General features: G+C 68.4%; 23 protein-coding genes. 11 read left to right on the top strand and 12 right to left on the bottom strand.

Annotated features, from left to right (window positions below; genetic code table 11):
* The first annotated feature begins 68 nt into the window (after nucleotides 1-68).
* The gene (locus tag LC438_RS18710; RefSeq protein WP_223585528.1) at nucleotides 69-1,838 is read left to right on the top strand and encodes an ATP-binding protein; all 1,770 of its coding nucleotides are present in this window, start codon (nucleotides 69-71) and stop codon (nucleotides 1,836-1,838) included.
* 63 nt (nucleotides 1,839-1,901) lie between these two features.
* On the opposite strand, the gene LC438_RS00850 is transcribed toward LC438_RS18710, so the two are convergent.
* Complete coding sequence (locus LC438_RS00850; protein WP_181155933.1) at nucleotides 1,902-2,423, bottom strand: hypothetical protein; 522 nt, start codon at nucleotides 2,421-2,423, stop codon at nucleotides 1,902-1,904.
* 83 nt (nucleotides 2,424-2,506) lie between these two features.
* Entirely contained in the window at nucleotides 2,507-3,466 is a 960-nt protein-coding gene (locus LC438_RS00845) for a zinc-binding alcohol dehydrogenase family protein (protein ID WP_223585527.1), read from the bottom strand.
* Nucleotides 3,467-3,541: 75 nt separating this feature from the next.
* Between LC438_RS00845 and LC438_RS00840 the strand changes: the two genes are divergently transcribed.
* Together LC438_RS00840 and LC438_RS00835 are read left to right on the top strand one after the other, a co-directional pair.
* Nucleotides 3,542-3,985, top strand: a complete 444-nt coding sequence (locus LC438_RS00840) for a MarR family winged helix-turn-helix transcriptional regulator (RefSeq protein ID WP_223585526.1) — start codon at nucleotides 3,542-3,544, stop codon at nucleotides 3,983-3,985.
* A 65-nt stretch (nucleotides 3,986-4,050) separates the two neighbouring features.
* Complete coding sequence (locus LC438_RS00835; RefSeq protein ID WP_223585525.1) at nucleotides 4,051-4,707, top strand: histidine phosphatase family protein; 657 nt, start codon at nucleotides 4,051-4,053, stop codon at nucleotides 4,705-4,707.
* A 21-nt stretch (nucleotides 4,708-4,728) separates the two neighbouring features.
* Here LC438_RS00835 and LC438_RS00830 read toward each other — a convergent pair whose 3' ends face one another.
* Nucleotides 4,729-5,514 carry a hypothetical protein gene (locus tag LC438_RS00830; RefSeq protein WP_223585524.1) on the bottom strand — a complete coding sequence of 262 codons (786 nt, stop codon included), beginning with the start codon at nucleotides 5,512-5,514 and terminating at the stop codon, nucleotides 4,729-4,731.
* A gap of 174 nt (nucleotides 5,515-5,688) precedes the next feature.
* Between LC438_RS00830 and LC438_RS00825 the strand changes: the two genes are divergently transcribed.
* The 5 genes from LC438_RS00825 to LC438_RS00805 all read left to right on the top strand — a co-directional run bounded on the left by LC438_RS00825 (nucleotide 5,689) and on the right by LC438_RS00805 (nucleotide 10,843).
* The gene (locus LC438_RS00825) at nucleotides 5,689-6,474 is read left to right on the top strand and encodes a DNA/RNA non-specific endonuclease (RefSeq protein ID WP_223585523.1); all 786 of its coding nucleotides are present in this window, start codon (nucleotides 5,689-5,691) and stop codon (nucleotides 6,472-6,474) included.
* A 149-nt stretch (nucleotides 6,475-6,623) separates the two neighbouring features.
* On the top strand, nucleotides 6,624-7,472 hold the full coding sequence (locus LC438_RS00820; RefSeq protein ID WP_223585522.1) for a trypsin-like serine protease: 849 nt from the start codon (nucleotides 6,624-6,626) through the stop codon (nucleotides 7,470-7,472).
* A gap of 56 nt (nucleotides 7,473-7,528) precedes the next feature.
* Nucleotides 7,529-7,894: a DUF3592 domain-containing protein gene (locus tag LC438_RS00815; RefSeq protein WP_223585521.1), complete on the top strand. Its 366-nt coding sequence runs from the start codon at nucleotides 7,529-7,531 to the stop codon at nucleotides 7,892-7,894.
* Between the two features lie 79 nt (nucleotides 7,895-7,973).
* A complete protein-coding gene (locus LC438_RS00810; protein WP_223585520.1) occupies nucleotides 7,974-9,752 on the top strand; it encodes an RNA polymerase sigma factor in 1,779 nt (592 codons plus the stop codon).
* A gap of 86 nt (nucleotides 9,753-9,838) precedes the next feature.
* Complete coding sequence (locus LC438_RS00805; protein WP_223585519.1) at nucleotides 9,839-10,843, top strand: hypothetical protein; 1,005 nt, start codon at nucleotides 9,839-9,841, stop codon at nucleotides 10,841-10,843.
* 116 nt (nucleotides 10,844-10,959) lie between these two features.
* Here LC438_RS00805 and LC438_RS00800 read toward each other — a convergent pair whose 3' ends face one another.
* A complete protein-coding gene (locus LC438_RS00800) occupies nucleotides 10,960-12,360 on the bottom strand; it encodes an InlB B-repeat-containing protein (RefSeq protein ID WP_105675838.1) in 1,401 nt (466 codons plus the stop codon).
* Nucleotides 12,361-12,643: 283 nt separating this feature from the next.
* On the opposite strand from LC438_RS00800, the gene LC438_RS00795 reads away from it, so the two are divergent.
* Nucleotides 12,644-13,270, top strand: coding sequence for an RNA polymerase sigma factor (locus tag LC438_RS00795; RefSeq protein WP_223585518.1), 627 nt, complete (start codon nucleotides 12,644-12,646; stop codon nucleotides 13,268-13,270).
* Between the two features lie 13 nt (nucleotides 13,271-13,283).
* Here LC438_RS00795 and LC438_RS00790 read toward each other — a convergent pair whose 3' ends face one another.
* The 3 genes from LC438_RS00790 to LC438_RS00780 all read right to left on the bottom strand — a co-directional run bounded on the left by LC438_RS00790 (nucleotide 13,284) and on the right by LC438_RS00780 (nucleotide 15,621).
* Entirely contained in the window at nucleotides 13,284-13,742 is a 459-nt protein-coding gene (locus LC438_RS00790) for a hypothetical protein (protein ID WP_223585517.1), read from the bottom strand.
* Between the two features lie 231 nt (nucleotides 13,743-13,973).
* Nucleotides 13,974-15,155, bottom strand: coding sequence for a serine hydrolase (locus tag LC438_RS00785; protein ID WP_223585516.1), 1,182 nt, complete (start codon nucleotides 15,153-15,155; stop codon nucleotides 13,974-13,976).
* A 148-nt stretch (nucleotides 15,156-15,303) separates the two neighbouring features.
* Nucleotides 15,304-15,621, bottom strand: a complete 318-nt coding sequence (locus tag LC438_RS00780; RefSeq protein ID WP_105676788.1) for a helix-turn-helix transcriptional regulator — start codon at nucleotides 15,619-15,621, stop codon at nucleotides 15,304-15,306.
* 83 nt (nucleotides 15,622-15,704) lie between these two features.
* Here LC438_RS00780 and LC438_RS00775 point away from each other — a divergent pair, with 83 nt between their 5' ends.
* Together LC438_RS00775 and LC438_RS00770 are read left to right on the top strand one after the other, a co-directional pair.
* The gene (locus tag LC438_RS00775) at nucleotides 15,705-16,754 is read left to right on the top strand and encodes an SDR family oxidoreductase (protein WP_308116167.1); all 1,050 of its coding nucleotides are present in this window, start codon (nucleotides 15,705-15,707) and stop codon (nucleotides 16,752-16,754) included.
* A 133-nt stretch (nucleotides 16,755-16,887) separates the two neighbouring features.
* On the top strand, nucleotides 16,888-17,535 hold the full coding sequence (locus tag LC438_RS00770; RefSeq protein ID WP_105676785.1) for a GntR family transcriptional regulator: 648 nt from the start codon (nucleotides 16,888-16,890) through the stop codon (nucleotides 17,533-17,535).
* Nucleotides 17,536-17,681: 146 nt separating this feature from the next.
* On the opposite strand, the gene LC438_RS00765 is transcribed toward LC438_RS00770, so the two are convergent.
* From LC438_RS00765 to dnaB, 5 genes are all read right to left on the bottom strand, one after another.
* Nucleotides 17,682-18,218, bottom strand: coding sequence for a putative immunity protein (locus LC438_RS00765; protein WP_105676784.1), 537 nt, complete (start codon nucleotides 18,216-18,218; stop codon nucleotides 17,682-17,684).
* Between the two features lie 120 nt (nucleotides 18,219-18,338).
* Nucleotides 18,339-18,818 (bottom strand): hypothetical protein, encoded by a 480-nt coding sequence (locus tag LC438_RS00760; protein WP_146114363.1) that lies wholly within the window; start codon nucleotides 18,816-18,818, stop codon nucleotides 18,339-18,341.
* A 140-nt stretch (nucleotides 18,819-18,958) separates the two neighbouring features.
* The gene (locus LC438_RS00755) at nucleotides 18,959-19,441 is read right to left on the bottom strand and encodes a hypothetical protein (RefSeq protein ID WP_105676781.1); all 483 of its coding nucleotides are present in this window, start codon (nucleotides 19,439-19,441) and stop codon (nucleotides 18,959-18,961) included.
* 118 nt (nucleotides 19,442-19,559) lie between these two features.
* A complete protein-coding gene (locus LC438_RS00750; RefSeq protein ID WP_105676780.1) occupies nucleotides 19,560-19,910 on the bottom strand; it encodes a hypothetical protein in 351 nt (116 codons plus the stop codon).
* Nucleotides 19,911-19,924: 14 nt separating this feature from the next.
* Nucleotides 19,925-21,298 (bottom strand): replicative DNA helicase, encoded by a 1,374-nt coding sequence (gene dnaB / locus LC438_RS00745; RefSeq protein ID WP_105676779.1) that lies wholly within the window; start codon nucleotides 21,296-21,298, stop codon nucleotides 19,925-19,927.
* Nucleotides 21,299-21,528: the final 230 nt, after the last annotated feature.

Raw genomic sequence — 21,528 nt, 5'->3', positions numbered from 1 at the left:
GAGCCTCACTGAACCTCACTGAGCCTCACTGAACCTCACTGTTGCCACCTCTCGTGCAGTGACGTACAGTGAGCTTCACTCAAAAGAGTGAGCGGAGTGAGGCACTGATGAACCGTGGGTTCGAAAGCACGATCGATCGCCTGCGTGCCCAAGGAACTGACGACGGTCTCGTCGAAGTGAAATCGAGCGAGAGAAGACTCAGCGCTGACGTCTGGGACAGCGTGAGCGCGTTCGCGAACACCAACGGGGGTCTGCTCGTACTGGGACTCTCCGAAAGCGATGGGTTCACACCCCTTGAGAGGTTTGCGATTGATGTCGTGCGTGACCAGTTCGTCGAAGGTATCGGTGACGGCGGCGCCCAAGGAGTCAAAGTCACTAACCCTCCCGCTTACGGGATGAGTAGAGAGTTTGTCGATGGGCTCCCCGTTCTCGCCATCACGATCACACCCAACCAACCGGGAAGCCGGCCCTGCTGGGTCACCGCCAAAGGGCTACCCGCGGGGGCGTACAAGCGAGTCGACGACAAAGACATCAAGCTGTCCGCGACGGAAGTGTTCGAACTGCGCCACGAGCTCACGCCGTCCGACGCGGACAAGAGGGTCGTCGAGGACGCGGACGAGGGTGACCTTGACGCCGAGGTGCTCGACGCCCTCATCGCTCGTCGAATCAACGCCAAGGTCCTCCATGGCGCAACGAGCCGGCGACAGCGGCTCGCTCGCCTGAACGTACTGGACAAGGAGGGCCATGTTCGCCTTGCAGGCCTGCTGGCTACCGGCTTGTATCCCCAGCAGTTCTTCCCCCGACTGCTCGTGGATGTCGCCGTCCACCCAGGTCGCGAGAAGTCCCTCCCGGGAGCGGATGTGCGATTCCTCGATCGAGTCGAATGCACAGGAACGCTGCCAGACATCGTCGATGACGCGGTCAACGCAGTGCTACGCAACCTGAGAACGTACTCGATCGTCGAAGGCACGGGACGACGAGAAGTCCCGGAGATCCCCGTGACCGTCCTTCGCGAGGCGATCGCCAACGCGGTCCTGCACCGCGAGTACTCTCCGATGTTTCTCGGTCAACCAATCACTGTCGACGTCTTCTCCGACCGCATCGAGATCACGAATCCTGGCGGGCTGTGGGGTGGCGTCACCCCTCAGAACATCGGGGACGGAACCTCTCGTTGCCGAAACCAGACCCTGCTCCCATTGATGCAGCACATCGCGCCACGAGAGCATGACGGGTTCACTGTCGAGGGGCAAGGCGGCGGAGTCCGACTGATGATCTCCGAGATGGAAGCGCACGCCCTCGAACGTCCGAGATTCTCTGTCAGCCCTGACCAGGTCAGGCTGACACTCGCACGCCACGGTGCCGAGATACCCGAGCATCGACACTGGCTTCGACAACTCACTGATCGCGACCTTGATCCCCACGAGGACGCGGCCCTGCTCATCGCGCGTCGTGAAGGAAGGGTGTCGGTGGATTCCTTGCGGGAAGCCCTTCGCATCGACTCCGACGAAGTGAGAGCGATTCTCCTCCGGCTTCGCGATGAAGGCATACTCCGTGGATCAGGTGGCGAAGCATTCGTCCTCTCCGAAGGAGCCCCTCTCCCCAACGAAATCGATGCGGAAATCATCCGCGGCCTGGCTGGAAACCGAGCCCAGACCATCCATGAGATCTCTGAGTGGAGCAATCTATCCGTCGGAGCTCTCAGAGCGCGCCTCCGTCGTCTCATAGAAGACGGATGGGTCCAAGCGACAGCGCCACCCCAGAGCCGCGACCGAAAGTACATTGCTCACGGCGTCGATCCTGGGACAGCGTCCGACCCGAGGGGGGCCCGGAACGGTTGATGAGGCGGCTCCCGGCGAGCGGCGAGCGCACCCGCGTACGCGGAATTCCCGCGCACTCGGGCGTCACTGCGCGGGCAGGCACCCGCCGTCCATGATGTAGCCGCCCGCCTCGATCGACAGGGCGTCGGCGGTCACCGAGCCGAACACGCACCCGCCCTCAGGGGCGTCCGCACCGAAGAGCAGAGTGCCGTAGTCGTCGCGCACGTAGGCGCCGGCGAGACCGGCATCCGCCAGCGCATCCTGCACCGCGGTGGTCGAGAGCGCGCCCGAGGTCCGCAGCTCCTCGAGAGCCGGTCGAGCGACCGCGATGGCCTCTTCGGCCGCCGCGCGGGCCTCCTCGGAGAGGTCCATCCGCTCCCGATAGCGGTCGTTCTGCGCCATCGACTTCTCCGGGTCGTAGGGGGCGCACTCCGGGGGCATCTCGACGCCCTCGATCTGCGGACAGGCCGCGGTCGGCGTGGGGGTGGGCGTCGCCGTCGTCGACTGCGGCGCCGCGGGTGTGGCGCATCCCGCGAACAGCAGAGTCATCGCGCACACGAGGAGGGCGATGCCACCCCTCGACCTGTCCCCCCGGATATCGGTCATGCGCTCATGAAACCACACCGTCGGGCGCCCCGGAAGGAGCGGCGCCCGACGGCGCGGGCCACGTCGATCACGGCATCACGCCTCTACGGCACGAGCACGGTGCGGATGCCGGGCGCCTCGGGCTCGCTCCAGACCGACTCGACGTCCGCGAGGCGGGCGGTGCGGGTCTGCACGGCGATGCGGCCGCCGCCGATCGCCTCGACGAGGGAGGGGAGCTCGGCGAGGTACTCGCGCGGCCCGATCGAGCCCTGCCCGCTGCCGATCAGGCGCAGATGCGCCGAGCGCAGCGCCGCCGAGGGGAGCGTGATGTCGGGCCCCGCCACGGAGCCGATCTCCACCCAGTCGAGCGGCCGGCTCCGGTCGGTCCTGGCGGTCAGCACCGCCCTGATCGCACGTTCGGTGGGCGCGCCCCAGAGGTAGTCGAGGACGACATCGACGTCGCGGGCCGCGTCGGCGAGCTCGGCATCCGCGGAGGCGTCGTCCAGGGCGATGGTGCGGTCGGCGCCGGACTCGCCCACCAGCGCGAGCCGACCCCGATCCCTCCCGGCGGCCACGACCTCGCCGGCGCCCAGCAGCTTCGCGACCTGCACCGCCATCGCTCCGGCGTTCCCGGTGGCCCCGAGCACGAGCACCGATGCGCCGGGCGTCCACGCGACGCGACGACGGAGCGCGACCCACGACGACATCGCGGGGTTCATCGCCGCGGCGATCCTCACGGCATCCGCACCGTCGGGCAGGGCGATCGTGCGCCGCTGATTGATCACGGCCTTCGTCGCCATCGTGCCGTGTCGGGTGTCATCGACGGCGAAGTAGACGAGTGCGCCGTCGGCGCGGCGGCCGACGCCGTCGACGCCGGGGATGAGCGGAAGCGCTCCGGTGCTCGTGTAGTGCGCTCCGCTCGCACCGGAGCGCACGCGCGGGTGGAGGCCTGCCGCGAGCACATCGACGACGACCTCGCCCTCCTTCGGCTCGGGAAGGTCGAACGGAAGGAAGTGCGGTGGCTCGTCGAAGCTCGTGACGACGGCGGCATCGGTGTGGATCATGGCTGTGTCTCCTTATTGGTTCGTGTCACGAACTATAATAGTACGCATCGCGAACCATTTGGCTAGACTGTTCCCATGACGGATGCCGCGCTCTCCCCGGCCGATGCCCTGGCACAGCTGACCTTCCTGGTGCAGAGGATCCTCGAGGAGCGCTCGGCCGCCCAGGGGATGTCGGTGGTGCAGGGCCGGATGCTCGGCATCCTGCGCGACCGGACGCCGCTCATGAGCGAGCTCGGCGCCCGCCTGGGCCTGGACAAGTCGAGCATCAGCGGGCTCGTCGACCGCGCCGAGAAGCGGGGACTCGTGGAGCGCGTCCGCTCCCCCGACGACGGTCGCGCGGTGCAGGTGCGCCTGACGGACGAGGGCCGTGCACGCGCCACAGCGGGCGAGGCCGAGTTCGACGCGGAGGCCTCGCGCCTGCTCGCTCATCTGCCGGAGGCCGAGCGCCCGACGCTCGTGCGCCTGATCAGCCGCCTCCTCATCGCCGAGGCGGAGGAGTCCGGGTTCGACATCCGGTGACCGAGGTCAGTGGCCGCGGCCCCCGGGATCGCCCGTGGGTGTTCGCGAGGGGTTACGGTGGCGGTGTGGATGCTCCTGACGCCCTGCCCGATCGCCCCGCCCCCGACAATCCGCAGGGCAAGCTCGTGCTGCTGCGGCACGGAGAGACGGAGTGGTCGAAGAGCGGCCGCCACACCGGACGCACCGACATACCGCTGACCGCCCACGGCGAGGAGCTGGCCGCAGCGGCCGGCAGGCTGGTGCGCGGCTACGACTTCGGTCTCATCCTGACCTCCCCGCTGCAGCGCGCACGACGGACGGCGGAGCTCGCCGGACTCGACGCCGAGATCGACCCGCTGCTGGTCGAGTGGGACTACGGCGGGTACGAGGGGCGGACCAGCGCCGACATCCGCGCCGAGCTCGGCTACGACTGGACGGCGTTCAACCACGGCGTGATCCGCGGTGAGACCCCCGGCGAGACCGTCGAGGAGGTCGCCGCACGGGCGTCGCGCGTGCTGACGAGGGTGCTGCCGGCGATGGCCGACGGCGACGTGGCGCTGATCGCGCACGGTCACTACCTGCGCATCCTCACGGCCGTGTTCCTCCGCGAGGCGCCCCGGTTCGGCGCGCAGATCACACTGGATGCCGGCTCGGTGTCGGTTCTCGGCTACACCAGGGAGCAGCCCGCCATCCTCGCCTGGAACCACGGCCCGCAGCTGCCGCTGAAGCCCTCGGAGTCCTAGCCCGCGTGGGCCCGGTGGGCCTCAGATCGCCAGCAGTCGCGCCGCGCGATCCGCGTCGATGCCGCCGCGCCATCCGGAGAGAGGCGGTGTGATGTCAGATCGGGGCCCACCCGACCACGCATCGGCGACCTCTTCGCGGGAGACGAACCTGTCCCAGCTGGGCGGGAGGGTGCTCGGCAGCACCCCGTACTCGGCGAGTCCGATGAGGATACCGTAGCGCTGATACTTGTCCGCGCCCGCGACCACCTTGGCGCGGGCGATCGCTCGCTCGAGCTCGCTTGCCCGGGTGCCGGCCGGCTGGGCAGAGATCACCTCGAACAGAGTGCGCAGCCGCTCCCTGTCATCTTCAGTGGGAGCCGGAAGCCCCTCTGCGGCCGCGGTCTCGAGATCGGGGAGGTAGTGATGCGGCTGCTCGTTCCAGGCCCAGCCGAGTGCGAGACGGAGCAGCACTTCGGTCGCATCGAACTCGAGCGCACTCCCCTGTCGCGCCGCCAGCCCGCAGTCGGGCACGCCGTTCTCCGCCACGGGAGCGGCCGCGAGGTGCCGTGCCCACGCGAAGGAGATCACGGTCTGGCGTCCGTGCCAGGCGCTGCCGAGGCCTGCGATGAACGCACCGAGCACGGCATCCTCGTCAAGCGCCGTAGCCGCGGTGATCGACCGCTCGACGATCTCAACAGGTGTGCAACGTTCGACGGAACGAATCGGCCACCCCGAGGACTCGGCCTCCGCCTCGTCGGCGGCCTCTCGCGACGCCTCGGCCCCGGCGACACCGCCCGTGCGGGTGAAACGGTAACCGTACAGTCGCATGAGGAGTTCGAGTTCTGGTCCAGCAGGAATGCGGCGGGGTGCGGGAATCACCCCGCCAGGCTATGACATCGCCGACGTCTCCGCACCGGTCGCGAACGGAGCCCCCACGCCGATGGCACGCCCGGTCGGGCGCCGTCCGGAGACCATGTCGGCGGCATGGGGCACGATGGTCGCATGACCGACGGCTACGACCCCGGATTCCTCTCGAACGCTGTGGCGCTGCCGCATCCGGCCCAGGATGTGCACGCTCTCGACTACCCGCGTTTCACCGTGCTGCTCGACCGGGGTCGTCGACTCGCGGCGGCGACCGGGGTGAACATCGACGGCCCCCGCCTGCTCGATCTCCCGCGCGCGGGAGAGTGGCGCCTCGACCCGCGCGTCGACGACGCCGCGCAGACCGGCCCCGCCGTGTACGCGCGGAACGACCTCGACCGCGGTCACCTCGTGCGCCGCCGCGACCCGGGCTGGGGTGAGACGGCCGAAGCGCGAGCGGCGATGGAGGCCACGTTCTTCTACACGAACGCCGCACCGCAGGCCGCCGGCTTCAACCAGTCCAAGGAGCTCTGGCTCGGACTCGAAGACCATGTGCTCGCCTACGCCGAGGCCACGGCCCAGCGCATCTCGGTCTTCACCGCGCCCGTGCTGGCCGACGACGACCCGCCGTACCGCGGCATCCGCATCCCGCTGCGGTACTGGAAGGTCGCGGCCTGGTCGGGAGCAGTCGGTCTCTCCTGCGCGGGTTTCATCCTCGACCAAGCCGCGCTCGTCGACACCAGCGAGGGGCTGCTCGCCGCTCCGCCGCTCGGGGCGTTCCGCACGTTCCAGGTGCCCGTGGCGGAGATAGCCCGCGTGACCGGAGTCGACTTCGGCGTGCTGACGGATGCCGATGTCCTCGCGGCCCCCGGGGCACGCGCGGGCGGATGGCGCGAGCTGACCACGGCAGACCAGATCGTGCTCTGACACCGGCACGTCACCTCCCCTGCGGCACCGTGGGGTGGCGCCAGCTCCACCCCGCTTCGGCAGCCCGCTGTATGGGATTGCCGCGGGTTCCTTTCTAACGTCGAGGTATGACGTCCGGTCACCTCGACCGCTCAGGAAAGGCACCCCTCATGACCTCGAACACCGCGCTTCGTCGCACGCTGACCCGCGCCTCAGGCGTCATCGCCGTCACGGCCTGCGGCCTCGTGCTCTCGCTCGCCTCCGCACAGGCGGCGAGCGCAGCGCCGACCACGGTCAAGACGATCGTCGGAGGCTCCGCCGCGTCCGAGAAGTACCCGTTCATGGCGAGCATTCCGATCACGGCGCCGCTCGCCGGACTCGACGACGGCGGCTGCGGCGCGGCGCTGATCGCACCGGAGTGGGTCGTGACCGCCGCGCACTGCGTGGACCGGGAGATCGGATCGTTCGCCGAGGGCACGGTGCGCATCGGCAGCGACAAGCGCACCTCGGGTGGAACCGTCCGAGACATGGTGCAGGTGTTCCAGCATCCCGATTACGCCCAGGGGATGCCGAATCAGAACGACATCGCGTTGATCCGCCTCGACAAGCCGGTCTCTCAACGACCGATCGCGATCGCCGATCATGCAGCCGATCCCGGCAGCGCCACGCGCATCCTCGGGTTCGGCCTGACCACGCCCGAGCAGAACCCGACCAATTGGAAGATGTCCAAGAAGCTGCGGCAGTTGGAGACGTTCCGTGGCGACGCGTCCGAGTGCGATCCGGGCTTCGCCGGCGTCACGCGTCTGTGCACGGTGAGCCACAAGGCCGATGCGATGGCGTGCAACGGCGACTCCGGCGGCCCGCAGATCCAGCGCGGCAGCAACGGACGCTGGGAGCTGATCGGCGTCACGTCCGGACCGGGCGCCATGTCGCCCTCCTGCGAGAAGGGCCCGGGGCTCTACACCGACGTCACGGCGTATCGCGACTGGGTCTCGCAGACGATGGCGGCCAACGAGTAGCCGGCGGCGCGCTCCCTCTACACTCGACTGGTGCAGGACGACCGATCGGGGGGCACGTGTTCATCGCCGCCTTCATGCTCGTAATCACGGGCGCCCTCGTCGCCTTCGCGGGCTTCCGCGTCCTCGCTCTCGTGCCGTCGCACTGGACGCGCGTCGAGGGGCGGTGGATCGGCCCGTCGCTGCGCTGGTCGCCCTCCCGGTACGACTACGTCACCGCCGAGGGCGTCGGCCGCTCCGGCGTCGCCAGGGTGAAGGTGATGTTCCGTCCGCCGCACGGCGGCACCTGCGTCGTCGCGTACGACCCCGCCGACCCGTCTCGATCCCAACCCGCGCAGCTCCGGTGGAACGGCGGCGTGCTCATCGCGGCCGGCGTGCTCTGCGCCGTCGCCGGAGTCGTCTTCTCCGCGCTGGCACTCGCGTAGCGGCGAGTCGCCCCGCGAGGCCCCGCGCTCTCCTATCATGGGGTGGGAAATATCGATATGACGGTTCGGAGTCGCCTGCATGGAAGACCCCCGGAGCGACGCCGAGCTGCTCCGAGAGCTGCGCGACGGCGAGCGCGACGCCTACGTGGTCCTGTGGGAGCGCCACATCGGCGCGGCCCTGCGATACGCCCGTCGAATGCTCCCCTCCCGCGCCGAGGATCTCGCCTCCGAGTCGTTCCTCGCGATCTACCAGCAGATCACGACCTCGGGCACGGGCCCCGACTTCGCCTTCCGCTCCTACCTCAAGGCCGTCATCCGCAACACCGCGATCCGCTGGCGCAAGGAGGCGAGCAGGTTCGACGACACCGTGGAGGCGGATGCGGTCGACTTCCGCGACGCGCTGAGCCTGGTCGAGCGGGAGTCCAACGCCAACGAGCTGCTCGGAGCCTTCCAAGAGCTGCCAGAGCGCTGGCAGAAGGTGCTCTGGCTGTCGGAGGTCGCGGACGTCGCGAGACCGGAGATCGCCCGCGAGCTCGGCATCAAGCCGAACGCGGTCTCAGCGCTGCACCGCCGGGCACGATCCGGGCTGAAACTCCAGTGGCTGACGCGGCAGGTGCCCGTCGTGCTGCGCGAGGATGAGACCCACGCCGCGCGCCTGCTCCCTCGGCACCTCTCCGAGCCCGACGACCAGCTCCTCGCCCGCGAGATCACGACGCACCTCGAGTCGTGCGACATGTGCAGCGACCTGCTCGTGAGCCTGCGCACCGACGCGCGGCGACTGCAGGGCGTCACTCTCTCCGCCGCAGGCTTCGGCGCACTCGGCGTCGCGCTGCCCGCGACGAGCGCACTCGCTCCCGGCACGGCGGTGGCCGCCAGCATCCTCCTCACGGGAGCCGGCACCGGCATCGCCAGCCTGCTCGCCGGCGGTGTCGGCGTGCTGGCCGTCGGCGGCATCCTGCTCGGCTCTTTCTTCCTCCAGCCGGGGGACATCGATGCACCGGCCCTCGCCGACACGAACGTGCAGGTACCGGTCACGACACCGACGCCCGATGGGGCGTCGCTCGGTCAGACCGGCACCACACCCACCTCCACGCCCGTGACGACCGTGCCGCTGCCGCCGCGGCTCGGGCGCTGGAACTCGGACCCGAACGTTCCGCTCGTCGACTTCCGCGCGGAGCCGGTCTCGCAGTACGTTCCCCCGGCGCCTCAGCCCGCCGGGCCCGAAGTCCCCGGCCCCGGCACCGACCCCGGAGGGATGCCGACGCTGACCCCTGGTCTCACGTCTCCACCCGATGTCACGGCGTACCTCGCCCCCCAGATCACCGGCCGCACGACCCCCGGAAACTCCGTCGCGATCGAGTTCGCATCGCAACGGTACGAGGTCGATGTCGCACCGGACGGATCGTGGACCTTCGACACCCGCCCTCTCGCCTTCGACGCCGGGGCGTACGACTACGCCGTGTGGGCTTTCACCCCCACCGAGCAGTCGCTCGCGACGACGGGGACGATCACCGTGCAGACCCCGACGGTGCAGGGGTTCGAGCAGATCGAGGGGCCGATACCACTCGAGGAGGCCCGGACGACGGGGATCGTCATCTCCCTCACCGGGCCGCCGAACGGCACGATCTGGGCCTCCACCCCCAAGACCGACGCGACCATCACCCTGGATGGGACCGGCCACGCGACCCGTCGGATCAGGATGCTCGCCGACGGGTGGTACCCGTTCGCCTTCTCCGTCATCGACGCCGACTGGTACTCCGGTCCGGGGATCACCGCACCGGTCGACGTCGTCGACCCCACCCGCGACCCCTCCTGGCCGCGCGGAGGCGGGGGGATCTTCGAGGTCGTCGATCCCTGAGCGCGGCGCGGCGCCATCGCGCCCTGAACGGCGCGACTCGGGTGGTGCGGACCGAGGAGCCGATCACCTCATGGAAGTATCGCCGTATGCATTCTCGTGTGTGGGCGGTCCTCGCCGTCGCGGTGGTGACCGTCTCCCTCGCGGGTTGCTCTTCGCCCCTGGACGTCTCCGAGGCGGAACGCGCTGCAGCGGCGACCTGCGAGGTCCTCCAGCCGCTGCCCGGCGTCGCCTCGGCATCCTGCGTCGTGGACGACGGCGGATTCGACGCGGGCATCTCGAGAGACACGAGCGTCACGCTCGAGGCCGGAGTGACGGCGCAGGAGGCCCACCACGTGATGACCACGTGGCTGTCGTCGAAGGACGGCGGATTCGACGAGTACGAGGTCAGCGGCTCGCGCGCGACGTCGCTGCGGATGTCCCTCACGACCAATGAGGACGCGTCGTTCTCGCTCGCTCCCGGGACTCCGCCGACGGGAGTGGCCTTCGTCGAGGAGTGGCTCAGCCGGGCGCAGCGCGGGATGCCGATCTCGGCATCCGCAGGAGACGGGCGCACCATCCACGTGCCGAACGAGGGTCTCTCCCCTGCCGCGCAGGCGAATCTTCTCGATGAGTTCGCGATGCAGACCCGCACCGACGGGCTCACTCTCGCGATCGGAGACGGCTCCACCGTCGAGTCCCCCGCCTCGGCCTCACTGAGTGCGACGCTCCACGCACTCGACGCGTCCTACCTCGGCTTCGTCGCGAGCGACCCCGACCATGAGCTCGAACTCGACGTCGACGTCTTCACGGGGTCTCCTCCGCGGCTCAGGTTCCGGATCCCGACCGGGATGGCCCCGAGCATCCCGCCCGACCGGGCGCTCACCGAGACCTCGGGGTGGCCTGCGATCCGCACCGTGCTCGAGGCTGCCACACCGGGCGAGGAGCCCTACACGGTCGCCCTCACCGCCGTTCCCGGTCAGGTGATCGGCGGGTTCAGCACCTCGGGATGCACACCGGAGCTGACCGGCCCGGAGCCCCAGTTCGGCGGGGAGCTGCAGGCGCAGTGGGCGCAGATCCACGGCATCCCCCGACCGGAGACGTGCCCGCGTTAGTGCACCGACCCCACCGGGCCCCGACCGGCAGCTCGTGGGCGAACCCGGCGGTGACAGCGAGAGGTCCCGCCGACGCCGTCAGGACGTCTGCGGGACCTCAGCGAAGGATGCGGTGATCAGGACGTCGCGGAACCCGTCCGGCGACGAGTGCGGACGAGCAGGGCGATGCCGCCCAGCACGAGCGGCACCCCGATCAGCGCCCACAGCGACGGCACCTGACCGCCGGTGATCGCCAGAGTGGCACTCCCGTTCGGCGTCTTCCCGACGGTCGCCCCGCCCGTCGTCCCGCCCGTGTCGGGCGTGTCAGGGATCACCGGGACAGCCGTCCACTGCGCGGTGAAGGTCACTGCGACCGTCACGGGGTCGGTCGGCGTCGTGCCGGGGATCGACGACGCCCATCCGGCGAACGTGTAGCCCGCGCGCACCGGGTCGGCCGGCACGACCGGCGCCTGGCCGGGTGCGACGCTCTGCGACGTCGTCGCGTCGCCGTTGGCCGGGTCGAACACCACGTCGACGGGCGCGGCGACCCACTGTGCCGTGAACGTCACCGGAGCGGTGACGTGATCCGCGGGCGTCACGCCGGGCACCGACGACGCCCAGCCCGCGAACGTGTAGCCGGGGCGCACCGGGTCGGCCGGCACGAGAGGCGTCTTGCCCCAGTCGACGATCTGCGTCGAGTCGGCGGTGGTCCCGTCGGCGTAGGCGAAGGTCACGCGGTAGTGGAAGGCGAGGACGAGGGCGCCCTGGTCGGCGACGGCGCTGTTCGCATGCCCGGTGACGATGATGCCGGTGGTGGGCGACGTGTACATGACCGGCGACGGCTCGGTGTCGGCGCTGCCGCTGCCCGACAGGGTCGGCAGACCCGTCGCATCCTCGGCTCCGACGACCGTGACCGAACCCGCGTAGGAGTCGTTCGACACGAGGTAGCCGGCGCCTGCCGCCGAGGCGAACGTGCCGCTCTGAGCCGTCAGCGAGCCGCCCGTCATGGTGAGCGCTCCGCCGCCGACGAATCGCGACCCGCCGAAGCCGGCGGCGTACTGCCCTCCGCGGACGATCACGTCGCCTCCGCGGATCGTCAGCGCGCCGGCGGTCAGGTCGGTCGTGTCGCTGCCGATCCCCGGAAAGTAGGGCCAAGGGTCGGCGGGGTTCGCGCTGCCGACCGCCTCGAGGCGGCCCGTGCCGACGGAGTCGTCGACGGTGAGCGTCGAGGTGCTTCCGACGTGGAGACCCGGCCCCGTCAAGGGAGCCAGGGTGAGCGAGTGGCCGTTCAGGTCGAGGGTGACGCCTGCACCGGACGGGACGCCGAGATAGTCGGCTGTTCCGCTCGCGTCGATGTCGGCGCCGAGGACGATCACGTCGCCGTCGGCGGCGGCGTCGAAGGCGGCATCCAGAGTGGTCCAGTCGGTGACGGTCGTCGTCGCCGCCTGCGCGGACGTGGCCGTGAGCGTCAGCAGTCCCGTCAGAGCGAGTACGGGTGCGAGCAGCAGAATGCCGCGTCGCCGAATAGTGCGAATCATCGTGTGTTCTCCCCAGCGTGCGATGCTCTGCCCCCAGAAGACAGAGATTGTTCCGAAGAAGAGAACGAGACGAGGCGTGGAATCTGTCGGAGATCGCGAGATCCGACCCCCACCGATACACCGTTATGCAACCGTGACGGAGGATTCGTGTAACACAATCCGCGCTGCGTCGTCTCTTCTTATGAGGACGTTCTGCGCACGCGCCCCCGAAGGCCTGCGCGTCTCTCGTCCCTCGCCCCCATACCCCTGCCGCCTCCGTGCGCCCGCCTCCCCGGAGACCCCTGTGCCGTCGACTCTCGTCGCCCTGACGCTGCCCGCGCCCACCCTGTCCGCCGAAACCGACGCCAACGCCGCGCTCATCGCGGCGGCCGCCGACGGAGATCGCGCCGCCGCCGGCGAGTACTTCGCCCAGAACCTGCGGATGCTCACCGCCATGGCGCGCCGCATCGCCGGGAACGTGATGGATGCCGACGACCTCCTGTCGGAAGCCATCGTCTCCGTGCTGGCGCTCTGGGTTCGCGGCACCGGCCCGCGCACCCATCTGGCCGCCTATCTCGCACGTGCGATGCGGAACCGCGTTACGGATGAGCTCCGCTCCCCCCGCTCGCGCACCTGGAACCTGGATTCGTCGTGGGAGCGTGCCGCCGACAACGACCCCCGCCTGACCGAGATCGATCTGGAGCGCGACGTCGCGGCCGTCCACGAGATCCTGAGCCTGCTTCCCGACGATCAGCGCATCGTCCTGACCGCCATGCACATCGAGGGGGCGAAGCCGAGAGATCTCGAAGTGCGGCTCGACCGACCGGCATCCGCGATCTCGTCGCTCGCGCAGCGCGCCAAGGCGAACTTCCGCCGTCTTCTGGAGGAGCGCGAATCCGCCATTGCGGCACGGCACGCCATCTGCGCCTGAGCGCGGATGCCGCCTACATCCCGCGCAATCCGAGCAGCCGGCTGAAGAATCTTGGCCTGCGCTCTCCTCTGCCCGCCAGCTTGTCGTCGAGCGCGGGAGTGTGGGGAGGGAACGCGTCGAGCACGTGGTCTGCATCGAGGGTGACCGATTCGCCCTTCGATACCGCGCGCGCCGCGGGGACCCATCCCGTGACGTGGAGATACCACCCGGTGTCGAGGTCCGTCACGTGATCGGGCAGGATCACTTCGATCTCATGATCTCCGTCGAGCCACGCGCGCCCGGGCTCCACCCGAGCGACGCGGACGACCCTGGCGGAGGTGTCGGCGCTCCACACCGTGCCCTTCCGCCAGCGCTTCACCAGCTCTGCGTCTCGGCGCTCGCGGACCTCCTGCCGCCACCAGAACGTGCACAGACCCGCCAGCAGAAGTCCGGTCGTTCCCCACAGGACGATCTGGAACAGATCAGGGCTCACGGAAGTCCTCCTCAGGGATCACGGCACCGCGGTCTCTCGCCGAGCGGCCATCCGCACGATAGCAGGCCACTCGGATGCGGGCCGAGGCGGTTCGACCCGCCCGTGCCCGGAGGCGCGGGAGGGTCGGGCGCCCGCAGGCGGGGAGCGAGAATCCGCGGGTGGACTCGCGCCACCGAGCCGGAGAGCCGCAGGACACACGACCCTCCGGCCCCTCGGCCGCCGATCCCGGGGTCAGCTGTACACGTTGTCCGGTGTGAGCAGTTCGGTCAGCGGGGTCATGAGTGCGCTGACAAGGTTGGACTTCTCATCCTCGATATCCGAGTTCACCATGACGACGAGTGTCATCTCCTTCTCGGGCAGGTAGATCGTGACGGTCTTGTAGCCCGGCAGGCTGCCGTTGTGTCCGATCCATCCGTTGATCTTGAAGATGCCGAGTCCGTACCCGGCATCCTCGGCGCCCGGCGCCATCGGCGTGACATCGAGTCGTTCCTTCTGGATCTCGGGCGAGAGGAGCTCGCCCTTGGCGAGTGCAGGCACCCAGATCTTCAGATCATCGAGCGTCGAGATCATCGCGCCCGCAGCCCACCCCCAGGACGGGTTCCAGTCGGTCGCCGTGGTGGCGGCGCCGTCGAGCGTCTGGTTCGTGTACCCCTCCGCATGCGGCGACGGGAACTCGTTGCCCGTCGGCAGGAACGTGTGGTCCATTCCCAGTGGATCGGTCACCTCGGTCTTCACGACGTCCGCAAGGGGCTGACCCGTGATCTTCTCGATCGCGAGTCCGATGAGGATGGTGTTCGTGTTCACATACTCGACCTGCGAACAGGGCTCGAAGTGCAGTGGCTCATCCTTCACCACGTCGAGAAGCGACTGCGGGGTGACCGGCTGACGCGGATCCTCGAGCAGTGACATCTGCCACTCCTCGTTCTGCGAGTAGTCGGCCAGGCCCGATCGCATACCGGCGAGGTGGCGGAGAGTGATGCGGTCGCCCTCGGGGACGCCATCGACGTATGTCGAGATCGGGTCGTCGAGTGAGGCGTCACCGGCATCGACGAGGCGCAGCAGCGCCGTGACCGTGAACGTCTTGGTGACGCTGCCGATGCGGTGATTGACGTCTGTCGTGAGCGTCGTCTTCTTGTCGACGTCGGCGTATCCGGCGGCCGTGACGTAGTCGCCTTCAGGACTCCAGACGGCGACGATCGCGCCCGGCAGCTTCTGCGTCGTCACGGCATCCTCGATGATCGCGTCGAGCTTCTTGACGGTCGCCGCGTCGAAAGCGTCGGGCTGGGGTGCGTCGGCGCTGGTGGAGGGCGCCGAGGCGCCAGGGGTCGAGCATCCGACGAGGGCGACGGAGGCGACAGCGATGCCGGCGATGAGCGCGGCGGCGGTGCGGGTCGAGCGAGCCTTGAGATTCACGATCTGCTTCCTGTCGTACGAAGGGTGAGCTCCCATCGTCGATCGCGACGTCACGTCCGCACATCATGCGCGAGTACCGGTCTCGTAGTCCCACCGGACCGTCTCGGCAGCGATGGATCACACCCGCCGCGGTGCTCGAGGTCGAGGGTCAGACCGCAGTGCCCACGAGTGCGCCGAGACGGGCGATCTGCTCCTCGTTGCGCCGATAGTGCGACCACTGGCCGACCCTGGTGCACGTGACGAGGTTCGCGCGCTGCAGGGTGGCCATGAACTGCGAGGCCGTCGACTGGGAGACGTTCGCTCGCGCCTGGATGTGCTTCAGGCACACGCCGACGTCTTCGGCGGGTTGATCCTGCGGAGGGAACGAACCCGGGTCCTTCAGCCAACCGAGGATCGCCAGACGCGTCGGATGCCCGAGCGCCTTGAAGGCCACGATCAGCTCGCCGCTCGCATCTCCGTCATCCATTCCCCAAGTATATTGCAGTATCGCGATTTACCGATGCATGCTAGACATAGATCGTAAAAATACGATTTAACGATGGGAGCGTCATGGACAGGGTCGCGATGGTTGTGGGTGCGCGGGGAGTGATCGGAGGGAACCTGATCTCCCACCTGGAACGCGAGGGAGGGTGGCGGGTCATCGGTCTGTCACGGAGGGGAGGCGCGGATACCGGGGCGGTGCAGCACATCGCCGTGGACCTGCTCGACCGCGAAGACACCGTCTCGAAGCTCTCGACCCTGACCGACGTCACGCACGTGTTCTACGCCGCGTATCAGGATCGCCCGACCTGGGCCGGGCTCGTCCCGCCCAACCTCGCGATGCTGACGAACGTCGTCGACGCCATCGAACCCACAGCCCCTCGACTCGAGCACATCAGCCTCATGCAGGGCTACAAGGTCTACGGCGCTCATCTCGGGCCCTTCGCGACCCCCGCCAAGGAAGACGACCCTCCCCACATGCCGCCGGAGTTCAACGTCGATCAGCAGCAGTTCCTCGAGCGACGGCAGGAGGGCGCCTCGTGGTCGTGGTCGGCGCTGCGCCCCTCGGTCGTCGCCGGAGTGGGCCTCGGGAATCCGATGAACCTCGCGATGGTGATCGCTGTCTACGCCTCGATCAGCAAAGAGCTCGGCATCCCTCTGCGGTTCCCCGGCAAGCCCGGCGCGTACACCAGCCTGATCGAGATGACGGATGCCGACCTTCTGGCCAAGGCGACCACGTGGGCGGCCACGAACCCCGAGAGCCGGAACCAGGCGTACAACATCACGAACGGCGACATCTACCGCTGGTCGACCATGTGGCCGAAGATCGCGGCGTTCTTCGACCTGGACACAGCGCCGCCTCTTCCGATGAGCCTCAGCGAGATCATGGCCGACAAGTCGGACCTCTGGGACTCGATGGTCGAGCGCCACGGGTTGCTGCCCACCCCGTACAGCGACGTGTCGTCCTGGCAGTTCGGCGACTTCGTCTTCGGCTGGGACTACGACGTGATCGCCGATACCTCCAAGTCACGCCGTGCCGGTTTCCACGAGTACGTCGAGACCGAGGCCATGTTCCTGCGCATCTTCCAGGACCTGCGCGATCAGCGCATCATCCCGTGAAGGATCGGTCGCCGGCGGATGCCGGCGCGTCGATCGCTCGTCCACGCCGCCGCGGTGGGGTTCAGAGAACTGGGAGACACTGTTCCACAGGCCCTCCCCGTCCACCCCCGCATGAGAGAGCGTCAGTAGTCGCATGATCAGCCAGTCCCGTCCTCGCATCCCCCCGCCGAAGCCGCTGCTCGCGGAGACGATCTTCGTCACTCTGGCCGAGGAGATCATCAGCGGCGAGCTCGCGGCCGGCACCCGACTGCGCGACATGGAACTCGCCGCGCGCATGTACGTCTCGCGCGTGCCCGTGCGTGAGGCTCTGCAGCGCCTGGAGCGGATCGGGATGGTCGAGATGTCTGCGGGCCGCTTCACCAGGGTCACCGAGGTGACCGACGATCTCGTGGAGCAGTCGCTGCTGTTCGCAGGACTCCAGGCCGGTCTCGTGACCCGCATCGCCGTGGATCGGATGAGCGCCGACGACCTGCTCCTCGCCGCGGCACTGGTCGACCGTCTGCCGCCCGCCCTCCCCGATCCGATCGCGTCCTCCGGGGCCCGTGAAGAGCTCTATTCGTTCCTCTCGCTGAAGGCCGACAACCCGCTGCAGCACGCGATGATGCGCGAGACGTCATTCGCGCTCCGCAGGAACCTTCAGCGGACCAGGATCGACGCCTCGGCCGTGCCGCTGCTGCGCGCCAACTGCGCCTCGCTCAGGGAGGCGATCCTCAGCCGGCGCACCGACACCGCGGAGTCGCTCGTGAGAGAGCAGCACGCGATTCTGCAGGTCAACCCGTAGGGCGGTGGGTGCCGACCGTTCGACTCGCGACGTCGCCCCAGGCAACGAGACGACACCCACTCAGCCGACACGGGGACCCCCGATCTTCCGCGTCGGCGTCCCCAGCCTTCCTCGTCTGCTCGCGTATACCAATCAGACGCTTCGCCTCAGGGCGGGCCCGCGGCGATCCGGTCTTGCAGCGCTCGGATCGTCGTCCCGAGGATGCCTCGGGCCAAGAGCCCCCCGGCGACCAGGGGACCGGCGGAGTCCTCACCGACCGGTGGCAGGAGGAGCAGTGCCGCTCGAACGTCGGCGCTCATGTGCGCCACCTGCCAGTCGATCTCCGCGGCGACGCCATCGGGGCGGTCGATGCTCACTGCCTTCACCGCGTACGCGGCCGCCCCCAGCGCGTGAGCGCCCATGTGGGCAACGCCCGAGGCCTGTGCCGCTGCACGCGCGGCGGCGACCGCTCCGGGTGCCGACGCCGACGCCGCCGCACGACCCGCAACGAAGCGGCGGCGGATCTCGCCCGCAGAGTCGAGCTCTCCTCGCGCGTACGCTCGCGCTCTCGCGATCGCATCGCGAGGGCGATCATCCCCCGGCGCTTCGTTCTCGAAGGAGGAGAGAACCCGCTCTGCGCAGTCCGCGGCCCACGCCGCAACCAGCCGCCGGTCGGTCTCGCTGAGCGATTGTGGTGAGAGCACGCTCCCATGTTCGCACCGGATGCGGCAGATGAGCGGGTGGAGCGAAGGACGGCGAGCTCCTCTGACACGCCGAACGTCGCTCTCCAGAACGCTTCCACGCACGAGATCCGAAGGGACGGCTTACCGCAGTCCTTCTTCGCAGTTGCTGCCGTCGCGCGCTTCGGATCTGAGCACTGGCAAGGGAGGGAACACGATGAATGTGTCCATGGCGGCCGACCATGACGCCACTGGATCCGCGCGAGGGTCATCGGGCGCGAGTTCACGCTGTGCGGAATCAGTGGGATGGGCCCTGGTCCACTCGTACATGAGTTGGCCGGTCTCTGACCAGTCCTTCTCGTTCATCTGCCGGGCGACGGATGCGGGCATGGGGATGTCGTCAGGCGTGCTGTAGTCGTACGTGCAGGAGTAGGTACGGCCGTCGTCCGCGACGTATCGCAGGGCGATCGACACGTTGGTGGAGTACCCGGGCGGCGGCCCGAGAGTCAGTCTGAGCCAGCCCAAGAGGAGGACCAAGAGCACCGCAGCACCAACCGATACGCCGATGATCCGGCGACGGCGCCGAATCGATGTGGTCCGGGTCTGTTCGGTGGGCTCAGGCACGATGACCTCCATCAGTTCGTCGGAGCATCTCGCGGAAGCCGCGGTCCAAGCCCCGATATCCACCGTAACCAACCGACACTTGTCGCGGCCTGTCTCCAGCGTTGACCTCGGTCATCGTCTGGACACGGCATGTAGCTGGCTCAATCCAGAGAGAACCAAGGAACTGCGCTCAGCGGCTCGTGGTTGTCGTCCGCAACCGGGCTGATGGTGAGGACGTATCCCGGGCTGTCAGCAAACTGCCTGAGGATGACTTGTTGCGTGCCTTCTTGCACGGGAAGCCGGATCGCACCCGAGGCTATCGGCCCTTCGTCGTCGAACTGAGCGGCCATCGTCAGCTGCGTGTAGTCCGTGAGCCACAGTCCGCCAGCTCCAACATCGACAGTGCTCACCGCTTCACGCAACACCGGAGCGTCACGGCGATCGTCGGCCACCTTCACCGCCTCGTCAGCATCGTCCGGGCCGGGATAGGCGACGAACAGGGAGCCCTCGCGCATCTGCCCGACGAAGTGGGTCAGGAGCTGCTCAAGCTGCCAATCCTCATCGACGAAGCCGCGATACGTATCGGGCGCGACGAGGCAGAAGAATCCGTCGTCATCGACATGCAGAAGCACGGCATCGCTCATGGCAGCACAGTAGCTGAGCGCGGCCTCAGCGCACCAATCGATCCAATCGTCAGACACGCCCTAGGCGTGAGGTGCTCAGCATGCGACCCGACTCACCGGCACAGTCCGCACTCCCGAGTCATCGATTCGGAAGGCTGAAAGGGGACCTTCTCGCGCGACGTCGCCGGGCGTTCTGAGTGATGAGTCCGACGAGCATGATGACCGCCGATGCGATCCCGCACACCACGATCGAGGAGACGGCAGCGCCGAGGCTGGCGAAGCCGAAGGCGACCGTCGATCCGTTCTGCTCCACGGCCAGTCCGATCATGATGACCACGGTGGCCGAAACGGGTCCGGCGATGAGGAACCCGAGAGTCCACCGCATCGCCACCGTGCTGATGAGCTCGTTTCGTCGCGCCGCCACCGTCCCGACGGCGAACAGCGCCGCAGCGGCGACGACGAAGAGCACGACCCAGACGGCGAGATCCATAGGTCGTCGATCTCCTAGTTGAAGTCCCCGCCGGGGGCCATGTCGGCGAATCGCGAGTAGTGGCCCTGGAAGGCGACGGTGATCGTCGCGGTCGGGCCGTTGCGGTGCTTGGCGACGATGAGGTCGGCCTCGCCGGGGCGCACGTCCTTGTCGTAGACGGAGTCGCGGTGCAGCAGGATCACCATGTCGGCATCCTGCTCGATCGATCCCGACTCGCGCAGGTCGCTGATGGCGGGCTTCTTGTCCTGCCGCTGCTCGGGACCACGGTTCAGTTGCGACAGGGCGATGACGGGAACCTGGAGCTCCTTGGCGATGAGCTTGAGGCTTCGGGAGAACTCCGAGACCTCCTGCTGGCGCGATTCGACGCGCTTGCCCGAGGTCATCAGCTGGAGATAGTCGATGATGACCATGCGCAGACCCTCGCGCTGCTTGAGCCGACGACACTTGGCTCGGATCTCGACCAGGGTCATGTTGGGGCTGTCGTCGATGTAGAGCGGCGCGTCGTTGATGCGACCGCGGGTTGCGGCGACCGTCGTCCAGTCGCGCGGGTCGAGGTTTCCCTTGCGCATGTTCTGCAGCGGGATGGCCCCCTCGGCGCTGAGCAGACGCATGGCGATCTCGCTCTTGCCCATCTCGAGGGAGAAGAAGACGGAGGGCAGGTTGTGGCCGATGGATGCCGAGCGCGCGAAGTCGAGCGCGAGCGTCGACTTACCCATGGCGGGTCGGGCCGCGACGACGATCATCTGGCCGCCGTGCAGACCGTTCGTGAGCTCGTCGAGCTCCCTGAACCCGGTCGGCACACCGGTCATCGATCCATCTCGACCGCTCGCGGCCTCGATCTCCTCGAGCGCCGCGTCGACCGCGATCTGCAGCGGCACGTAGTCTTCGGCCGTCTCCGAGCCCGTGATCGAGTAGATCTCGGCCTGGGCGTTGTTGACGATGTCGGTCGCATCGCCCTCTCCGGCGTAGCCGAGCTGCACGATGCGCGTGCCCGCGTCGACGAGGCGGCGGAGGATCGCACGCTCCGAGACGATTCCGGCGTAGTAGCCGGCGTTGGCCGCGGTCGGCACGATCGAGGTGAGCGTGTGCAGGTAGTCGGCGCCGCCGGCGCGGCCGAGCTCACCGGTCTTGATGAGCTCGTCGGTGACGGCGACGACGTCGGTCGGCTCGCCGTGCGAGTAGAGCGAGAGGATCGCCTCGAAGATCAGCTCGTGCTTCGGCACGTAGAAGTCGGCGCCCTTGAGCGTCTCGATCACATCGGCGACGGCGTCTTTCGAGAGCAGCATGCCGCCCAGCGCGCTCTGCTCGGCGAGGAGGTCGTGCGGGGGCGTGCGCTCGTGCGGACGCCCTCCGCCGAGGCGCTCCTCCGAGATGTCGGCGATCGACACAGTGCTCCCTTCGATGCGACGAAACGTGCGTGCGGCTGCTCCGTCTCGACAGGCGGTGCCACGTGTGATCCGGCTCCGTGGGGCCAGGTGCACAGCAAACCAGGACCCTCTGACATCGGGTCGCTCGTCCACGCTATTCACGCCCGAAACAGGGTGCAACACAGCCTGTGGATAACTATGTGGAAAGGATGCGGAGAAACTCGGAGTGTCTGTGCAGAACGCATGTGGAT

The organism is Microbacterium sp. OVT16B (assembly GCF_019969705.1).
Lineage (GTDB): Bacteria > Actinomycetota > Actinomycetes > Actinomycetales > Microbacteriaceae > Microbacterium > Microbacterium natoriense.
Note: the sequence above shows the minus strand (reverse complement) of the source record. Positions and strands in the feature narration are given on the sequence as shown.